Origin of the sequence: Parahaliea maris (genome assembly GCF_008064665.1) — a bacterium.
GTDB lineage: Bacteria > Pseudomonadota > Gammaproteobacteria > Pseudomonadales > Halieaceae > Parahaliea > Parahaliea maris.
In genome coordinates this window covers 136,741-153,013 of sequence record NZ_VRZA01000005.1, presented here as the reverse complement: position 1 = coordinate 153,013, position 16,273 = coordinate 136,741, and the positions used below count along the sequence as shown (strand labels likewise).

14 protein-coding genes are annotated in these 16,273 nt (G+C 61.2%); 7 read left to right on the top strand and 7 right to left on the bottom strand.

All coding sequences use genetic code 11. The features are described 5' to 3' along the window. Positions 1–3: 3 nt before the first annotated feature. A complete protein-coding gene (locus tag FV139_RS14630; RefSeq protein WP_148069199.1) occupies positions 4–378 on the bottom strand; it encodes a hypothetical protein in 375 nt (124 codons plus the stop codon). Next, positions 375–1,604: a class I SAM-dependent methyltransferase gene (locus FV139_RS14625; RefSeq protein ID WP_148069198.1), complete on the bottom strand. Its 1,230-nt coding sequence runs from the start codon at positions 1,602–1,604 to the stop codon at positions 375–377. Before FV139_RS14625 ends, FV139_RS14630 begins: the two co-directional genes overlap by 4 nt. Before the next feature lie 291 nt (positions 1,605–1,895). On the opposite strand from FV139_RS14625, the gene FV139_RS14620 reads away from it, so the two are divergent. After that, positions 1,896–2,786 carry a DUF4437 domain-containing protein gene (locus FV139_RS14620; RefSeq protein WP_148069197.1) on the top strand — a complete coding sequence of 297 codons (891 nt, stop codon included), beginning with the start codon at positions 1,896–1,898 and terminating at the stop codon, positions 2,784–2,786. Positions 2,787–2,875: 89 nt separating this feature from the next. Here FV139_RS14620 and FV139_RS14615 read toward each other — a convergent pair whose 3' ends face one another. Next, positions 2,876–3,832: a LysR family transcriptional regulator gene (locus FV139_RS14615; RefSeq protein WP_187276560.1), complete on the bottom strand. Its 957-nt coding sequence runs from the start codon at positions 3,830–3,832 to the stop codon at positions 2,876–2,878. Between the two features lie 330 nt (positions 3,833–4,162). Between FV139_RS14615 and FV139_RS14610 the strand changes: the two genes are divergently transcribed. From FV139_RS14610 to FV139_RS14590, 5 genes are read left to right on the top strand one after another with little or no spacing between them, the layout of a single operon-like run. Continuing rightward, entirely contained in the window at positions 4,163–6,508 is a 2,346-nt protein-coding gene (locus tag FV139_RS14610) for a TonB-dependent receptor (protein ID WP_148069195.1), read from the top strand. Between the two features lie 21 nt (positions 6,509–6,529). After that, positions 6,530–7,114 (top strand): gluconate 2-dehydrogenase subunit 3 family protein, encoded by a 585-nt coding sequence (locus FV139_RS14605; RefSeq protein WP_148069194.1) that lies wholly within the window; start codon positions 6,530–6,532, stop codon positions 7,112–7,114. Positions 7,115–7,143: 29 nt separating this feature from the next. Further along, positions 7,144–8,841, top strand: coding sequence for a GMC family oxidoreductase (locus FV139_RS14600; protein WP_148069193.1), 1,698 nt, complete (start codon positions 7,144–7,146; stop codon positions 8,839–8,841). Continuing rightward, on the top strand, positions 8,838–9,968 hold the full coding sequence (locus FV139_RS14595) for a ThuA domain-containing protein (RefSeq protein WP_148069192.1): 1,131 nt from the start codon (positions 8,838–8,840) through the stop codon (positions 9,966–9,968). The genes FV139_RS14600 and FV139_RS14595 overlap by 4 nt, the downstream gene beginning before the upstream one ends. A 4-nt stretch (positions 9,969–9,972) precedes the next feature. Beyond that, positions 9,973–11,598, top strand: coding sequence for a carboxylesterase/lipase family protein (locus FV139_RS14590; RefSeq protein ID WP_187276559.1), 1,626 nt, complete (start codon positions 9,973–9,975; stop codon positions 11,596–11,598). A 23-nt stretch (positions 11,599–11,621) separates the two neighbouring features. On the opposite strand, the gene tatA is transcribed toward FV139_RS14590, so the two are convergent. From tatA to FV139_RS14570, 4 genes are all read right to left on the bottom strand, one after another. Then, positions 11,622–11,813 (bottom strand): twin-arginine translocase TatA/TatE family subunit, encoded by a 192-nt coding sequence (gene tatA, locus FV139_RS14585; RefSeq protein ID WP_148069190.1) that lies wholly within the window; start codon positions 11,811–11,813, stop codon positions 11,622–11,624. Positions 11,814–12,030: 217 nt separating this feature from the next. Further along, positions 12,031–12,594: a UbiX family flavin prenyltransferase gene (locus FV139_RS14580; protein WP_148069189.1), complete on the bottom strand. Its 564-nt coding sequence runs from the start codon at positions 12,592–12,594 to the stop codon at positions 12,031–12,033. 65 nt (positions 12,595–12,659) lie between these two features. Further along, complete coding sequence (locus tag FV139_RS14575; protein ID WP_148069188.1) at positions 12,660–12,851, bottom strand: Sec-independent protein translocase subunit TatA; 192 nt, start codon at positions 12,849–12,851, stop codon at positions 12,660–12,662. Between the two features lie 136 nt (positions 12,852–12,987). Next, positions 12,988–14,232: an NHL repeat-containing protein gene (locus FV139_RS14570; RefSeq protein ID WP_213004135.1), complete on the bottom strand. Its 1,245-nt coding sequence runs from the start codon at positions 14,230–14,232 to the stop codon at positions 12,988–12,990. A gap of 228 nt (positions 14,233–14,460) precedes the next feature. Between FV139_RS14570 and FV139_RS14565 the strand changes: the two genes are divergently transcribed. Then, positions 14,461–16,269: a SpoIIE family protein phosphatase gene (locus FV139_RS14565; RefSeq protein WP_148069187.1), complete on the top strand. Its 1,809-nt coding sequence runs from the start codon at positions 14,461–14,463 to the stop codon at positions 16,267–16,269. Positions 16,270–16,273: the final 4 nt, after the last annotated feature.

The following is a 16,273-nucleotide window of genomic DNA, read 5'->3' as shown; positions in this document are numbered from 1 at the left end:
ACGTCAGTTCACCGCGATATCGTCGATGATCTGCTTGAAGGACTCCCGCGTCTCCGCTTCAGCGGCCTCGTTGGCCTCTTTGCGGGCGAGGTAGAACAGGCGGTCGAAGAAGCCCTGGCGCCAGGCCTCGCGGCTGCGCAGTGCTTCTTCGTCCAGTTCCAGGGTTTCAATACCCGCCGCCAGGTCGAGTCCGTTGGCCTTCGCCACCCGCTCGGAGGCGTCGAGGCGGTCGCGCAGCACGGTCAGTTCACTGGCGAGCACCATCACCATGGAGGTGAGGTTGTCGAGGCCCTCGGCTTCGTAGAAAGAGGGGCGTTTGCCGCGGGCGTCCTTGATGACATGTGGGCGTTGTTGTTCGGTTGCGTCAGACATCATCATGCGGCCTCGTGCTTGCGTTGTGGTTTGTGGGCGATCAGGACTTCCCAGCCGCCGCCCGGGGCGAATTCTCCGGCGGTAAAGTCGCGGTCAGCCACCTCGCCGGTGGACTCCGCGTCGTAGCCGGCGGACTGGTTGTTGAACTCCATCACGGCCATCGGTGCCGTGTCGAAGCGAACTTCGTCCCGCGGGAAGCCGGCTTTTTCGGCCAGGTCGATCTGGTCCATGTCGCGCATGGCGCCCCAGAACGGCTCGTTGTTGTACCAGGTCTCGTTGTCCAGGATGAACTGGGTGAAGGGGTCCATCAGGTCGAAGGGCGGCAGGTCGGCATGGATCATCAGGCCACCCGGTGCCAGCAGGCGCTCGCATTCATTGAAGATGCGCGGCATGGCCTTGCCACTGGTTTCGTGCAGCAGGATATGGCTGACCACCAGGTCGAAGTAGCCGTCCTCGAAGCGGGTTTCCTCGGCGTTCATCTGGGCGAAATTGATGTCCTTGCCCATGGCCTGGGCGCGGGCGTGGGCGTAGCGCACGACCGGTGCCCCGACGTCGATTCCCCAGATCTCCGCATCGGGGAAGTATTCCTTGTAGGGCAGGGTGGAGTGACCCACGGTACAGCCCATGTCGAGAATACGGCGCGGCTTGAAGTCCGGCTTGTTCCGCTTCAGGTAATTGCAGACGGAGCGGCCCATGTCGTCGTTGTCGGGTCCGGTGTAGCCCATGGTGTAGAGGTAGACACCGCGGTCGTAGAGTACACCTGCGGTGATGTCATCTTCGGTCACCTCCGAGCAGTAGCCCCCAGGCATGCAGTGGATGTCCAGCGCGCTGACATAGCGCGGCGGCACAAAGTCTTCCGGAATGTCGAGCTGGCTTGATGCCTGCGCCGAGTAGGCTTTGGCCTTTTCGATCAGCTCCGGCAGCTGGCGGTCGATACTGATATTGGTCGACTCCCACAGCAGCTCCTGCGCAATCCGGTTGGTGGATGCGTAGAGCTGGAAGTAGGGGTCCTTGACCATGGCCTTGCGGATTTCATGGCGGTTTTCGGGACGCTTGCCGGTCTCGCGTTCGTAGCTGGCCGCGACCCGTTTCTCGTAGATGGGCTGCAGTCCGGGAAGCAGCTGCTGCTGGATGAAGCCGCGCAAGCTCTTGGCAAACTCCTGGCGGGAGGCTTCATCGTGAGTGGCGTCGGGCAGCATGCCGTGTGGTGCCTGCTGGAAACAATTGAGCATGTCGGCGTACCTCGCTATGGAGTGGGTCCGGCCAGCGCTACAGGCCGGACAGAAATGGGCGGATCGTGGTACCTGACAACCGATTCTATAGAGCGTCCCCGCTTATCAACATTGACAATTGTCATGCCTTGCCGGCCGCTCCTGGCGGTCGCCGCGGGGGTTTTGAACGCGATGTCGGTGTATAGATAAATATCTATTAAAAAAATAAAAAGAATCTATTGGCGTCTATTTAATGCTTGGGGGTACTCTGTTCGCAATTCACACGAGCAAAGCCGTTTTCCAGGAGGCAGCATGCGACCCCACGTAGAAATGATTGATGAGAAAGACCTTATCTTCCACCCCGCAGAGCTCATGGGCGGCACTGGTACTGCACGCCAGCGTAACCTCAGCTACGACGAGGAAGACGGGTCCGCTTCACTGAAAGTACACTTCGACACCGACTGGAGCCGCCCTGCCGGCCGTCACACCGCGCAGACCGAATGGTACGTACTGCAGGGTGAAGTGAAGATTGGTGACGAAGTGCTGGGCGAAGGCGGTTACTGGTGTACACCGGCTGGCGTGCTCTGCCCGCCGCTGGAAGTCAAGGCCGGTACGGAAATCCTGAACTTCCGCGAGTACGGTGACTGGACGTTCGAGGAAGCCGACAAGGACGCCGACGATGTGCGCGAGGACCAGCATCTCGTTGTCAAGCACAGCAAGGAAATGGACTGGATCGACGTGGAGAGCGGCAGCCCCATGCGTTTCGACCTGGGTGGCACGCCAGTGCCGGGGCTGTTCATCAAGCTGTTGTACCGCGATGAAAAAACCGGCTTCTACACCCGCCTGATCAAGGCCAAGCCAAACTGGCGCGAACACCCGCTGGCGCACCACCCCGTGTTCGAGGAGGCCTACACCCTGGAGGGCTCCTTCGACTTCAACTTCGGCGAGCAATGGCCCGGTGTTTACTTCTTCCGCCCTGCACTGGTGCGCCACGGCGACTTCACCGCGGGGCCGGAAGGCACCGTCTGGCTGCTGCGCTGCGACGGTGACCTGGTGGACTGGTATACCGAGAACGCGTCGATGGAAATGAAGGGCGACCCGGTCAACTGGGGCCCGGATTACCCGCAAACCATTGCGCCTGTGCCCCTGCAGCCAGTGCGCTCGCGCTCTATCGGTCCGATGAAGGATCCCTACTACAGTTGAGCATAACTGGGCCCTGCGCTGCGTCGGGCTCAGTATTATTCAGGGGGCTTTATGCCCCCTTTTTTTATGTGTGCGGGAGAGCCCGCCCCCTATCGGGTCGGGAGCTTTGGTCGGTGGTGCTCTTCCCAATAGGGCGTCGCCTCCTGGTACATGGCCCGTCCTTCTTCCAGCAGGTAGGTGCGGCAGCTCTCGGCGACCACGGAGAAGGTTTTGCCTCTGCGGAACACCAGGTTCCAGTGGTCCAGCAGGGGGAATCCGGCCACGGGCAGTTGCACCAATTCCCGGTGGTCTCCCTCATCCAGGCAGAGGCTTGGTACAATGGCCAGGCCCATGCGGGCCAGTACGGCGTGTTTGATCCCCTCGTTGCTGGCAATGGTCAGTTGATGGCGCAGGGAATAGCCCAGCTTTTCCAGGTGATATTCGACGGCCGCCCGAATCCCCGCGCCTTCTTCCCGGACGATGAACAGTTCATTGGCGATATCCTGCCATTTCAGTGAGCGCGCGGTCGCCAGGCTGTGGGTCTTCGGAGCGATCACTACGAGGTGGTTCTCGCCAAGCTGGGTGATGTCGACATCCAGGTCCTGCGGTGGAAAACCGAAAATATAGAGGTCGTCCAGGTTGTTGCGCAGCCGTTCGGTGAGCTCTGCGCGGTTGCCGACGTTGAGGGTGACCTCGATCGACGGGTAGCGGCGGTAGAAGGGGCCGAGCAGGTGAGGCGCAAAGTACTCCGCCGAGCTGACGATGCCCAGGCTGAGGCGCCCTTTGTGCATGCCCTGCAGCTGGTTTAGCGCCATCTCCAGACGATCCGTACAGTCAAAGATCTCCCGGGCGTGTTCGAGCACCAGTTCGCCGGCATGCGTGAGTGCCAGGCGCCGCCCCGAGAGGTCGTAGAGCGGAGCGCCGATAGTGTCTGCCAGCTTGCGCATCTGCATCGACACGGTGGGCTGGCTCAGGTGCAAGCGTTCGGCCGCAGCGGCGATGCCACCGGTCTCGGCGACAGCCACCAGAATTTCCAGCTGGCGAAAGGTGCCTATGCGTGCGGGCATGCGATGGCTGCTCATGGCGCGAAATCCGGTCGTGGCCTGATGGTCAGTAAGTTTCGGGGTGAAGAGTCGATCCTGATAGCGAACTGATTATAGAGCCAGCGGCTTATGAGTGGGAGTCCCACACCGTCAGGAGGCCGGGCAAGCGGCAGAACTTCGGTGGCTGGTAAAATGTGTTGCCATCTCTAAAGACCTATTGTAATAATAATATAACAATATCTTTGGCGCTTTAGAGCTGTGGCCAGAAGGTCCGGGCTCCCACTCGCCTGAATCCCCGGCCAGCGATGCCGATGACGATCACTTTACAGAGTACGAAAGACAGAGGTTTCAGAAATGAATCGACACAAACTACGCGGTATCGCGCCTGGCGCACTCGGCGCAATTGCTTCGGCACTGAGCGTTGGCAGCCTGCCGGCGCTGGGCCAGGTCGCGCTGGAAGAGGTGGTGGTCACTGCGCGGAAACGGGACGAAAGTCTCAGTGATGTGCCCGTGGCGGTGACGGCAGTGACCGCCGAGGACATCGAGAACCGCGGGCTCGTTGAAATCAAGGATCTGGCCGACGCGACACCGGGCTTTGTGGTCTCGGACAACTTCAGTGGCAAGACCGATCGCACCGTCCAGACCTTTACCCTGCGCGGATTTTCGCCCAGCAGCGGTGTCGAATCAACGGTTTCCATGTTCATCGATGGCGTCCCGGTTTCATCGACAACGGCCATATCATCCATCGGCAGTCCCGAACGTGTGGAAATCCTGCGCGGCCCGCAGAGCGCGTATTTCGGTCGTAATACGTTTGCCGGTGCAGTGAATATCGTTAACAAGACACCCGGAGAGGAGTGGGGCGGTGCCGTCGACGCGACGTTCGGGAACTATGACTACTACCGCCTGCGCGGAGAGGTCGAGGGTCCGCTGATCGCAGACAAACTGGCGTTCCGCGCCTCCGCCGAGACCTATTCCAAAGAGGGCGCCTGGGACAATGACTTCGGTGGCGGCACCCTGGGCGACCAGGAAACGACTATGGCCAACCTGTTCCTGGTAGCCACGCCCACTGACGAGTTGACGATCAAGGCCTTCGGATTCATGTCCGATGATGAAGATGGCCCGGCCGCCTCGGGCTTTGAATCGGCGTACGACATCACTGACTTCTTTGGCAATGTTCTGGTCCAGGGACAGCCGAACTGTACCTTGCAGGGCAACCCCTATTTCTGTGGCTCTCCCGACAGCAAGGTGGATCCCTACTCCTACAACACCAGTGCCGGAGCAGACCTCAAGGCCCTGCTGAAAAGCTCAGAGAACCGGTTGACCGATACCGATTTTCTCGACGACTACGGCATGCGGCGGCAATTCCAGCACGGTCATCTCACGGTCGACTGGGACATTGCCGACACGGGTTTTACTGTCTCGTCGCTGACCGGCTATAACAAGGAACAGTGGATACTGCTGAACGACATCGATCACTACGGATCCGACATGTTCAATTACGGGTTCCTCGTGGAAGCCGATCAGGAAGACCTTTCGCAGGAGTTTCGCCTGACCTATGATGATTCCGGCAAGTTGCGAGCAACTGTCGGTGCGAGCTATCTGGATACGTCTGTCGAGCGAACGCTCACCAGTATTCTGTCCTTTGCTCCGGTGCCCTCGTCGGTGACCCCCAGTGGTGAAAACCAGTCCGAGACCGTAGGCCTGTTTTTTGGCCTCAGTTACGACATCACCGACGCATTGACAGTGAGCCTTGAAGGACGCTACCAGGAAGATGAGCTGACCGCCCTCGATGTCGCCGGAAATGAAATACTGTCCGAGACCTTCGATAACTTCCTGCCACGCCTGATTGTCGACTACAGCATTTCCGATGACCTGATGATCTACGGCTCCTACGCACAGGGGGTCAACCCTTCCGCCTTCAACCTTGGTTTGCTGGCCCAGAGTGAGTACGTGCAGCAAGTTGCCACCGACGCCGGCATTACCCTGACGGTCGACCCGGAAGAAGTGGACAACTACGAGATCGGTATCAAGGGCTCAGCCCTGGATGGCTCCCTTAATTACGCCGCGGCTGCCTATTACGCCCAATGGTCCAGGCAGATCAACCGTATCAATATCGTAGTGGTAGAGCCTGGTGAGGACATTGCGACGAGTTTCTCCGGGGTGGCCAACACTGGTGAGGTCGACCTGTACGGCCTGGAGTTTGAAGCCTACTGGGCGGCAACCGAGAATCTGAGAGTCAACCTCGCCGCGGCCTATACCGGGTCCGACATTGGCTCGTTTACCAATGCGCAGCTGACCTCCCTGACTGGCATCAGCGACTTTTCCGGCAAGGAGCAGCCTCACGTCTCCGAGTATTCTGCTAACCTTGGACTGCAGTACAGCGGTGCACTGCCCTTCGACGGTGCCTATCCTTGGTTTGCCCGTGCCGACTATGTCTATAAATCCGGCCAGTGGAGTAACCCTGCGAACTTCCTCAAGACCGAAGACATCCATCGCGTCAACCTGCGCACTGGTGTGACGGTTGGCAATGTGGACGTTCAACTCTATGTAGACAATCTGTTCGACAATGACGAATACACCTCGTCCTATGACTACTTTGCCTTTGATGCTTCGTTTGCCTACTTTGGTAACCACTCCGGTATCGTCTACGGCCTCGCGCAGCCCCGAACCTATGGCGTGCAAGCCAAGCTGCACTTCTGATAGCGCCAGGTAACCGGAACCGTGTCCGACCAGACGAGAAGGGACCTCCTCAGGCGAGCGGCGCTGCTGTGTGGCAGCGTCGCGAGTGCCTCGCTCACGACACGGCTTCTGGCCGGGGAGGATCCCCGGGCGCTTGTCACCACAGCGACGTTCACCGAACGCCAGCAGGCCGCCGTATCACGCTTGTCGGACATGGTCATTCCCCCCACCGACACCCCCGGTGCGCTTGCAGCGGGCGTGCCGGACTTCATTGCGTCAGTGGTGGGTCACTGGTACGAGGCAGCGGAACGCAAGGTCTTCCTTGAGGGGCTGGAGCGGCTGGATGCTCGCAGTCGGGAGCGCGGGCTGCAGGATTTTGCCGCGGCGGGCGAAGCACTTCGCGAGGAACTGCTTCGCGAAGAGGAACAGCTGGCCATCTCGCCCACTGACGCGAGCGGTGTTGCCCAAAGTGTCCCCCGCTTTTTTACCCAGCTTAAAGAACTGGTGGTATTCGGTTACTACACCTCCGAAGTCGGCATGAAACAGGAACTCGCCTACCTGCCGATGCCAGGATACTACGACGGCGACTACGACCTGTCGAAGGTCGGCAGGCAATTTGTCCACTGATCCCCCTGTACTCGAGGTTGCATTTTCAGATGTCCGATAACGCGCCACAATTCGATGCGATTGTCATTGGTTCGGGGATTACCGGCGGCTGGGCGGCCAAGGAGCTGACTGAGCGCGGCTTGAAGGTACTGATGCTCGAGCGCGGGGCGATGGTCGAGCACGGCATCGATTACAAGACCGAGCATATGCCGCCCTGGGAACAGCCGTTTCACGGTAAACCCCCGCGGGCCCTGTATGACGAACAGTATCCGGTGCAGCGCCGCTGCCACGCCTTCAACGAGGGCACCCGACATTTTTTCAACAATGATCGGGACAACCCCTATGCCAGTGATCCGCAGGGCTTCAGCTGGATTCGCGCCAACGTAGTGGGCGGACGCTCCCTGCTCTGGGGCAGGCAGGTGTATCGCTGGAGTGATCTCGATTTCGAGGCGAACAGCAGGGACGGGCACGGCATCGACTGGCCGCTGCGTTATCGCGACCTGGCTCCCTGGTACTCACATGTCGAAAAATTTATCGGCGTGAGTGGCCAGGCAGAGTCGTTGTCGCACCTGCCTGACAGCGAATTTCTCCCGCCCATGGACCTCAACGTGGTAGAGCGGGGCTTCAAGCACCGCATCGAGCAGGGCTACCCCGACCGTTGTGTCACCCATGCCCGCGTGGCCATGCTGACCCGGCCCCATAACGGCCGGGGGCAGTGCCACTACTGTGGCCCCTGCGAACGCGGCTGCTCGGCGGGCGCCTATTTTTCTACCCAGAGCTCGACCCTGCCGGCTGCCCGTGCAACCGGCAACCTGACACTGAAATCAGACTGTGTGGTCGAAGGTATCGACTACGACCCCGTGACGCGTCGGGCCACGGGGGTTCGCGTGATCGACGCCAACAACCGGCGCCGCAGTGCTTTCACTGCCCGCCTGGTGTTCCTCTGCGCGTCCACCATCGGCAGTACCCAGATTCTGCTCAACTCCCGTTCCGAACAGTTTCCAAACGGCCTCGCCAACAACAGCGGCGTGCTTGGCCACCACCTTATGGACCACTACACCGGTATCAACGGATTTGGCATGGTACCGGGGTATGAAGACAAGACGATCTATGGCTGGCGCCAGGCCGGGCTGTATATTCCCCGCTTTCGCAATCTCGATGACAGGAGTCAGTCCCCCGACTTTGTGCGGGGCTACGGGGTCCAGGGTTTTGCCTTTCGTCTGGGCTGGCAGAGTATGGCGGCGCAGACGCCAGGCTTTGGTGCGGACTTCAAGCGCGCCCTCCGCCAGCCGGGTCCCTGGGGCATCATGCTGATAGGGTTTGGTGAGTGCCTGCCCTATCGGGATAATCGTATCGAGTTGGACTTCAAGCGTCCTGATCGTTTCGGCATCCCCCAGGTCAAGGTGCACTTTGCCTGGGGTGAGAATGAGCGCAGCATTGGCGCGGATTTTCTCCAGCAGGCGGGGACCATGCTGGAAAGCGCCGGTGTACAGGGCGTGCGGATGACACCCAATTCAGCTGTCCCGGGGATGGGCATCCACGAGATGGGCACCGCCCGGATGGGCGACGACCCCACTGAATCTGTACTCAATCGCTGGAACCAGGCCCATGACGTCCCCAACCTGTTCGTGACCGATGGGGCCTGTATGACCTCGTCGTCCTGTGTGAACCCTTCCCTGACCTACATGGCTCTGACCGCGCGTGCCGTCGATTACGCCGCCGCACAATTGCAGACGGGTCAGCTTTGAAGAGTATTCACCTGCAGATGCTCGGGAAGTTACTGGTCTGCTGGTGTGCCCTGGTATCCGCCGCGGTCCAGTCTGAAATCATTGACTGCCCGCTGCGTGAAGCGCCCTATTCGGTGGATAGTCCGCTGCTGGATGTCCTGCTCAGTGAAGCCGCGGTCGAGGCGGTGAAGTCCGAGCTTCCCGGGTTTCCGGATGATCTGCCGCCCTTCCTGGTCGGCACGGCGATCCCGAGTTTCGCCGCCATTATCAGTTTGCGCAGTAATGCCCGGGCACTGGGGTTTGATGCATCCAGCCTGGCTCGCATGGACAAGCTCCTGCGAACCGTACCGGTAACGCGTGACGACCAGCGGGCGCGCTGCGCGCGCTATGACAATGACGTACCCGAGTTGGGCGTGCTGACGGCGTCGCCCGCGGTGCTGGTGTTTGAAAAAATTACCGGCTTTGATCACGGCGACTCGGTAGTGGCAGCTCGAACCGCGATTGAGCGCATTGCCGCCCAGCAGGGCTGGTCCGTCTATACGACGGATCGCGGCGGGGTGTTCACAGCGCAAGCGCTGGCAAACTTCGACGCGGTGGTCTGGAACAATGTCAGTGGGGATGCCCTGACTGTCCGGCAGCGAGCGGCTTTTCGGGACTATATCGAGTCTGGCGGCAGCTTTGTCGGGTTGCACGCGACGGGCGGTGATTCCATCTACCCTTGGCAGTGGTTTGCCTCGACGTTGCTGGGGGCCCGCTTCATAGGGCATCCCGGTAATCCCCAGTTCCAGAAGGCGACGCTGCTGACAGAAGCTAACGCTGCCGGGATAGGGCAGGGATTGGCACCGGGCTGGGCGATGGAAGAGGAGTGGTATTCCTTTGCTGAAACACCGCGAAAAGACAGCGTAAGCGTACTGCTTCGCGTCGACGAATCTACCTACTCTCCCGTGAGTTGGGACGGCACCGATATCAGCATGGGCAGTGACCATCCACTGGCCTGGATGCGCCGTGTCGGAAGGGGAAAGGCCATTTACTCGGCTGTGGGCCATCGCCGGGAAAGTTATGAACACGCGGCGTATGAGGAATTTCTGAGCCAGGCTCTGTCCTGGGCGATGGCGCCAAACGACACAAAACATGGAAACGGGAGATAAACGAGTGAAACCTCTTTGGAAAGGTCTGGCAGTGATGCCGCTCTCCGTCATGCTGGGGCTGCAGGCTTGCGATGCGAATCGGGAAGCCAGTCCGGTGCGCAGCGACCAGCCTGTAGCCGTCGACAGCCAGGCCCCATCCTTCATCAAGGTAGCGACCGCAGAGGGGCCGGTACGCGGTGTAGAAGCCTCCGGAGTGATCGCCTACAAAGGCATCCCCTACGCCCGTCCTCCCGTGGGGGAGTTGCGGTGGCGAGCTCCCCAACCGCTGTCGCCCCGCGATGCGGTTCTGGTCGCCGATGAGTATGGAAATCGCTGTATGCAGCGTCCGGTACAGCCAGGTGGCTTCCAGCCGGAGGAAGCCTTCACCCAGGCTGAGAGCGAAGACTGCCTCTATCTCAATGTGTACAGGCCAGCGGGTGCAGAGGCTGACTTGCCTGTAATGGTCTGGATTCACGGCGGCGGGCTGGTATCCGGTAGCGGGTCGCGACCGGTCAATTATGGTGGCAACCTTGCCGCGAAGGGGGCGGTGATTGTCGCGATGAATTATCGCCTCGGACGCCTGGGCTTTTTTGCTCACCCGGAGCTTTCGGAGGCTAATCCCGACGGCGGGCGCCTGTTCAACTATGGCCTGATGGACCAGCTTGCCGCTCTCGAGTGGGTGAAGACCAACATCGCGGCCTTTGGAGGAGACCCCGATCGGGTGACTATCTTCGGGGAATCTGCGGGTGGTGCATCCGTTTACAGCCTGGTCAGTTCGCCCGCCGCTCGAGGGTTATTCAGCGGCGCGATTGCCCAGTCCGGCTACGGCCGCGGGCGCCAGCCCCGGGTCGCGTCGCTGGCGCAGGATGGAGATGTCATTGTTGAGGAGGTGGGTCCCGCAATAGCCGAACGGCTGGGTATGGAAGATGCTTCACTGGAGGCCTTGCGCGCATTACCCGCCGGGGAAGTGGTCAGGGGAACCGATTTCTCCGGCTTTATCTCCTTTGCGGTAGATGGGGCTGTGGTGACGGAAGACCTCTGGCAGTCATTCTCCAGCGGCTCGGCGGCAAGTGTGCCCATGATCGTCGGTGCGACTGACGCCGAATTCACCATGGGACCGCCGGAGGCCATTCGTGGGGCGCTTGAAGGGAGCTCCAGTACTACTCCGGAAATCATTGAATCCCTGACCAGCTTTTACGGTGATGAGGCGACCCGCGATACCTTCATGTATAGCGATTACGTGTTTCATGCCGTCAACCGTGCCCTCTCGGTAGCTCATGAAGATCACGGCAATGCTGTCTACACCTACCGCTTTGCCATGCCGGGCAGCATGTCGAAACCCCACGATATCAACGGGTACAAGGTGTATGGCGCGTTTCATGCGGGTGACATGCCTTACACCTTCGGCAACTTCACCGGTGACCATATGGAGCCGAAGGAGCCCGGCGCGCGACAGCGCCAGGTGTCAGACGAGCTACAGCAGTACTGGGTGAACTTCGCGCGGTCAGGCAACCCCAACGGGGAGTTGTTGCCCGATTGGCCCCAGGCGAAGGGCGGCGTCACGATGTTCTTCACACCGGAAGCAACCTCCGCACAGGAGGATCTCTGGAATGAGCGTCTCGATGCACTGAACAAGGCGCTCGCGGACTAGCCGCAGCGCCTGGCCAGCCGAGACTAAACCCCGCCTGACTCCTTGTTATCCGCGGCCGGCAGCGTGATGTCTTCGTCTTTCACGCTCTCCCGGAAGCCCTTGATGGCGCTGCCGAGGTCACCGCCAAGGTTGCGCAGACGTTTGGTGCCAAAGAGCATAATGACAATGGCGAGCACAATGAGCAGTTGCCACATGCTGATTCCAGCGAGTCCCATTCCAGTTCTCCCATGAAAAAATGAAGTGAAAAACCACCCCTTCGGAGTGGTCCTTGAGAATAGCGAAGGCTCAGGATAGCAAGAACGCCCGGAGGAAGTACCTGACAAAAATCAATGGGTCTGCGCGGTCGGAACGGCCGGCACGCCCAAATGTGCCCGGTTTGTTACTGACCCGGGCGCTCTGTGTGGCCCTGCGGCGGTTAGCCGGGTAGGGAAGTCAGAGCCCCCAGCGCTTCACTACCCCGGCGTCGATACCAAAAAGATCGAGCACGCGGCCGACACTGTGATTGACGAGGTCGTCGACGGTCTGCGGCCGGCTGTAAAAGGCCGGCAGCGGTGGGGCAATGATGGCACCCATTTCCGAGAGGGCGGTCATGGTGCGCAGGTGCCCGGTGTGAAAAGGTGTTTCCCTGACCATCAGAACCAGTTTGCGACGTTCCTTCAGCACGACATCCGCCGCCCGGGTCAGCAGCGAAGAGGTCACGCCGGTTGCGATTTCCCCCATGGTCCGCACGGAGCAGGGTGCAATCACCATACCTGAGGTGGGAAAGGAGCCGCTGGATATACAGGCGCCGACATCCTTGATGGGATGCACTTCATCGGCGAGGGCTTTCACGTCGGTGGGAGAGAAGTCGGACTCGTAGCTGAGCGTCAGCTCCGCAGACTTGCTCATCACCAGGTGGGTCTCAACGGGGGTCTTCTGCAATATCTCCAGCAGGCGGATACCGTAGACAATACCCGAGGCGCCGGAGATGCCGATAACAAGGCGTTGTGTTTCCATGATTGCTTCGAGCCTGGCCGCTGTCCGGCGGCATCCGTCCGGTCAGCGTTATTGCCGTCCCGGTATCAGGCTTTACCGGGTTCTTCGGCGTTCTCGGCTGGCACGTCCTGTCCATCCTCTTTCATGCTGTCCCGGAAGCCCCTGACGGCGCTGCCAAGATCGCCGCCGATATTGCGCAGGCGCTTGGTGCCAAAGAGCATGACGACGATGGCGAGGATGATGACGAGTTGCCAGATACTGATTCCACCCAGTCCCATAACGGTTCTCCTGTGAATTGGTGAGTCGAAGTACCACGCGGGGTGAGTGGTCTTTGAAAATCTCCGGGCCTCAGGATAGCAAGATTTCCGGGGGGATGTCCCTGAAATTCACCCGGGTTCGTCAGCCCGCTGACTTCTACTCGACACCGGTCAGCACAAACTTCTGCACGCGGCGCCCGGTGCTCACTTCGCTGGTGTAGAGGTTGCCCTTGCTGTCCACGTCGACACTGTGCAGCCATATGAATTCACCCGCATAGCGCCCGTTGCGCCCCAGCGCGCCCAGGATCGCGTAGTCCGCGGCATCCAGAATCCACACCTGGCCGTTCATCATGTCGGCGACGTACATAAACTTGCCGTCGGGAGACCAGGCGATATCCGAGGCTGTGCGCAGGCCTCCGGTGTCGCCGGCGATGACAAGATTCCTGACGAAGCGGATTGCGCCGTCCTCGGCAGAGTTGAACACCTGAATACGGTTGTTGCGGCGATCACAGACGTAGATCATCCCGTCCGGTCCCCGGCTGACACAGTGCACGATGTCGCCGAAAATGCCTGCCTCGGGGTTGGCGCCACCGTCGGCGTTGCTGGAGGCCTGGGACTGGTCGAAGTCGCCCTCGCGGGTGCCGCCATCCGGGTCCTTGCCGTAGGCGCCGAACAGCCGGCTGAATGTATTGCGGGCGGAATCGAAGCCAATGACACGTTTGTTGGTATAGCCGTCGGCGACCAGTACCTCATTGAGGCGGGTGTCGTGATGAATGTCCGCCGGATTGCCCAGCGCCTCGCGGTCACTGTTGCCGCCTGTCACGCCGCGGATACCGTACTGGCGGATGAACTCGCCGTCGGCGCTGAAATTGAGGACCACGTGGTCGTCCTTGCCGTTGCCACCGATCCACACGCTGTCCCGGTCGTCCACAAAAATGCCGTGCACGACCTGCGGCCACTGGTCCACGCCGTCGATTCTGGGCGCCTGGTCCGACCCTCCCCAGCCGCCGAGGTAGTCGCCGGCGCTGGAAAACTGCATGACATGCGGGGCCGGGCGGCAGCACACCGCCGTGGGTGGACTCTGGGCCAGCCCGTTGTCGGAGAAGTCGAGTGAGTTGGGGCGCTGGATGATCCACACATTGTCGTGGCGGTCGACCGCCACACCTGGTATCTGGCCGAGGGTGAGGTCATCCGGCACCTGCGGCCAGGCTGCATCCACGGCAAAGCGGGGGATGGGGCGGTCGTTGAGCTGTTGAACCTTCGCCGGTACCAGCGCCTGCGGCACGTCTGCGGCGTCCGTTGCGGTGGCACTGGCGTTGGCGGAGGGCAGTCCCGAGAGCATTAGCAGTGCTGCGAAAAATCCATTGCGCCGTTTGCCGTCGTTTACTGCGGTCGGTTCCATGGCCCCGCTCTACTCCCGATGTTGGCGTTGTCGATGTCAGAGTGGCAGTAGACCCTGTACCGATTCCGTGCGCAAGGGCCGGCGGTGTGCCGCCTCACCGGTGGCATCAAAATGTTACCCGCGAATTGCGCCAGTTGATCCGAAACTGGCCTCCGGGCGAAGTTATCAGGACAATGCCCACAATGGCCTACAATACTGGCATGGCGACCCCCTGCAGGAAAAGCGAGCGTGACAAGCGAACCGATCGACAGACTACCCGGTAACCCCGCCGGGCGCCCGGTGTTCCTGGTAGTGGACGACGACCCCATGGTGCGCAAGATTGTCACCCGTGGGCTGATGCAACTGGACCCGGCCGAGGTGCTGGAGGAAGAGGACGGCCTGGCGGCTCGCGAGGTACTGCGGACGCGGGCGGTGGATGTGGTGGTCACCGACGTGGTGATGCCCCAGCTGGATGGCCTGGCGCTGATGAAATGGGCCCAGGAACATCGCCCCGGGCCATTGTGGATCGTGCTATCCGGCCTCGATACATTCGATGCGGCGGTCGAGGCGTTGCAACTCGGTGCCTTCGATTACCTGGCCAAGCCGCCGGAAGTACCGCGGGTGCGGGTGGCGGTGCGCAATGCCCTCGACCAGATCAAACTGAAGCGCGAACGCGAGCGACTGTATGCCGAGCTGGAGGACAGCAACGTCCAGCTGGCGGACAAGGTGGATCAGCTGCAGCAGGTCTGTCGCGTGCTCGAAAGCCAGGCCGCGGTCATCCAGGCGGATCTTCACCGGGCGGAAACAATCCAGCGCGCGCTGCTGCCCCAGGATCCACCCGCCATCCCCGGCTGGTGCATCGAGACCCTCTACCGCCCGGGCCACCGGGTGGGCGGGGATTTCTACGACGCGGTGGTGCTCGATGACCATCTCCTCGGCCTGGTCATCGCCGATGCCGCGGGGCACGGTGTGGCCGCCGCCATGCTTTCTGTACTGTTCAAACTGCGGCTCAAACAGCGCGATCGAACCGGGCAGGTGCTGCAGCCTGGCGAGGTGCTGCGGCGGCTCAACTACAGCCTTTACGACATGTTGTCTGCGTCCGGCGCCTTTATCACAGCGGCCTATATCCTGCTGGACCTGCGCAGCGGGGAGGGCCACATAGCCCTGGCGGGCCACCCACCCTGCCTGGTGGGCTCGGACCACCGCACGCCACAGCGGCTCGAACGCACCGGCCCGGCCCTCGGGCTCGAAGAGGAGCCACACTACGCCCAGCACACCTTCAGCCTGGAGGCGGGTGACCGCCTGATGCTCTATACCGACGGCATCCTCGACGGCGGGCCCGAGTCGCCGGACACCGACAGTCTCGCCGCGGGCCTGGCCGAGGTAGGTGACCGGGCGGCCTTGCTTGGTGGCCTGTTCGAGGATGCGACCCGCGGCCTGACGGGCGACCGTGACGATATCACCCTGTTGCTGATACAGCGCTGCGAGGGCACGAGTCACTTCGACGGCGCCGCGCCCGCGCGCCAGCAACAGGCCGCCGAGGCCCCGGCGCCAGAACCGGAACCCGCTGAGGCCCCGGAGCTACCCCATCTGGAACAGGGCGCCGAGGACGGACACGGGTTCATCGCGATTGTCGGCTCCGTTACCTGGCTGTACAGCCAGGCCCTGCTGGATGCGGCCAGCGCGCTGCTGGCGGGCCACGATCGACTTACCCTGGACCTGAGCCGTTGCGAGCACCTCGATAGCACCTGCCTGGGCACCCTGCACGAGATCGTCACCTCCAGCCCGGAGGCCCTCGAGCTGCAAGGCGTCTCTGACGAGGTGCACAAGTTGTTCGACGAACTGAGTATGCGTGTGGTGCTGGAGCATATTTGCCCCAAGGCCAGGGCACTGCCCGGAGACATGACCGTGGTCGATACCACAAGCCTGAGCCCGCAGGAACAGGGTGCGCGCATCCTCAGCGCCCACGAATCCCTCGCCCGCCTCAGCGAATCGAATCGCAGCCAGTTTCAGGGGGTAGTTGATTCACTGCGCTCCGACCTGGCCGACGCCGACTGACAAC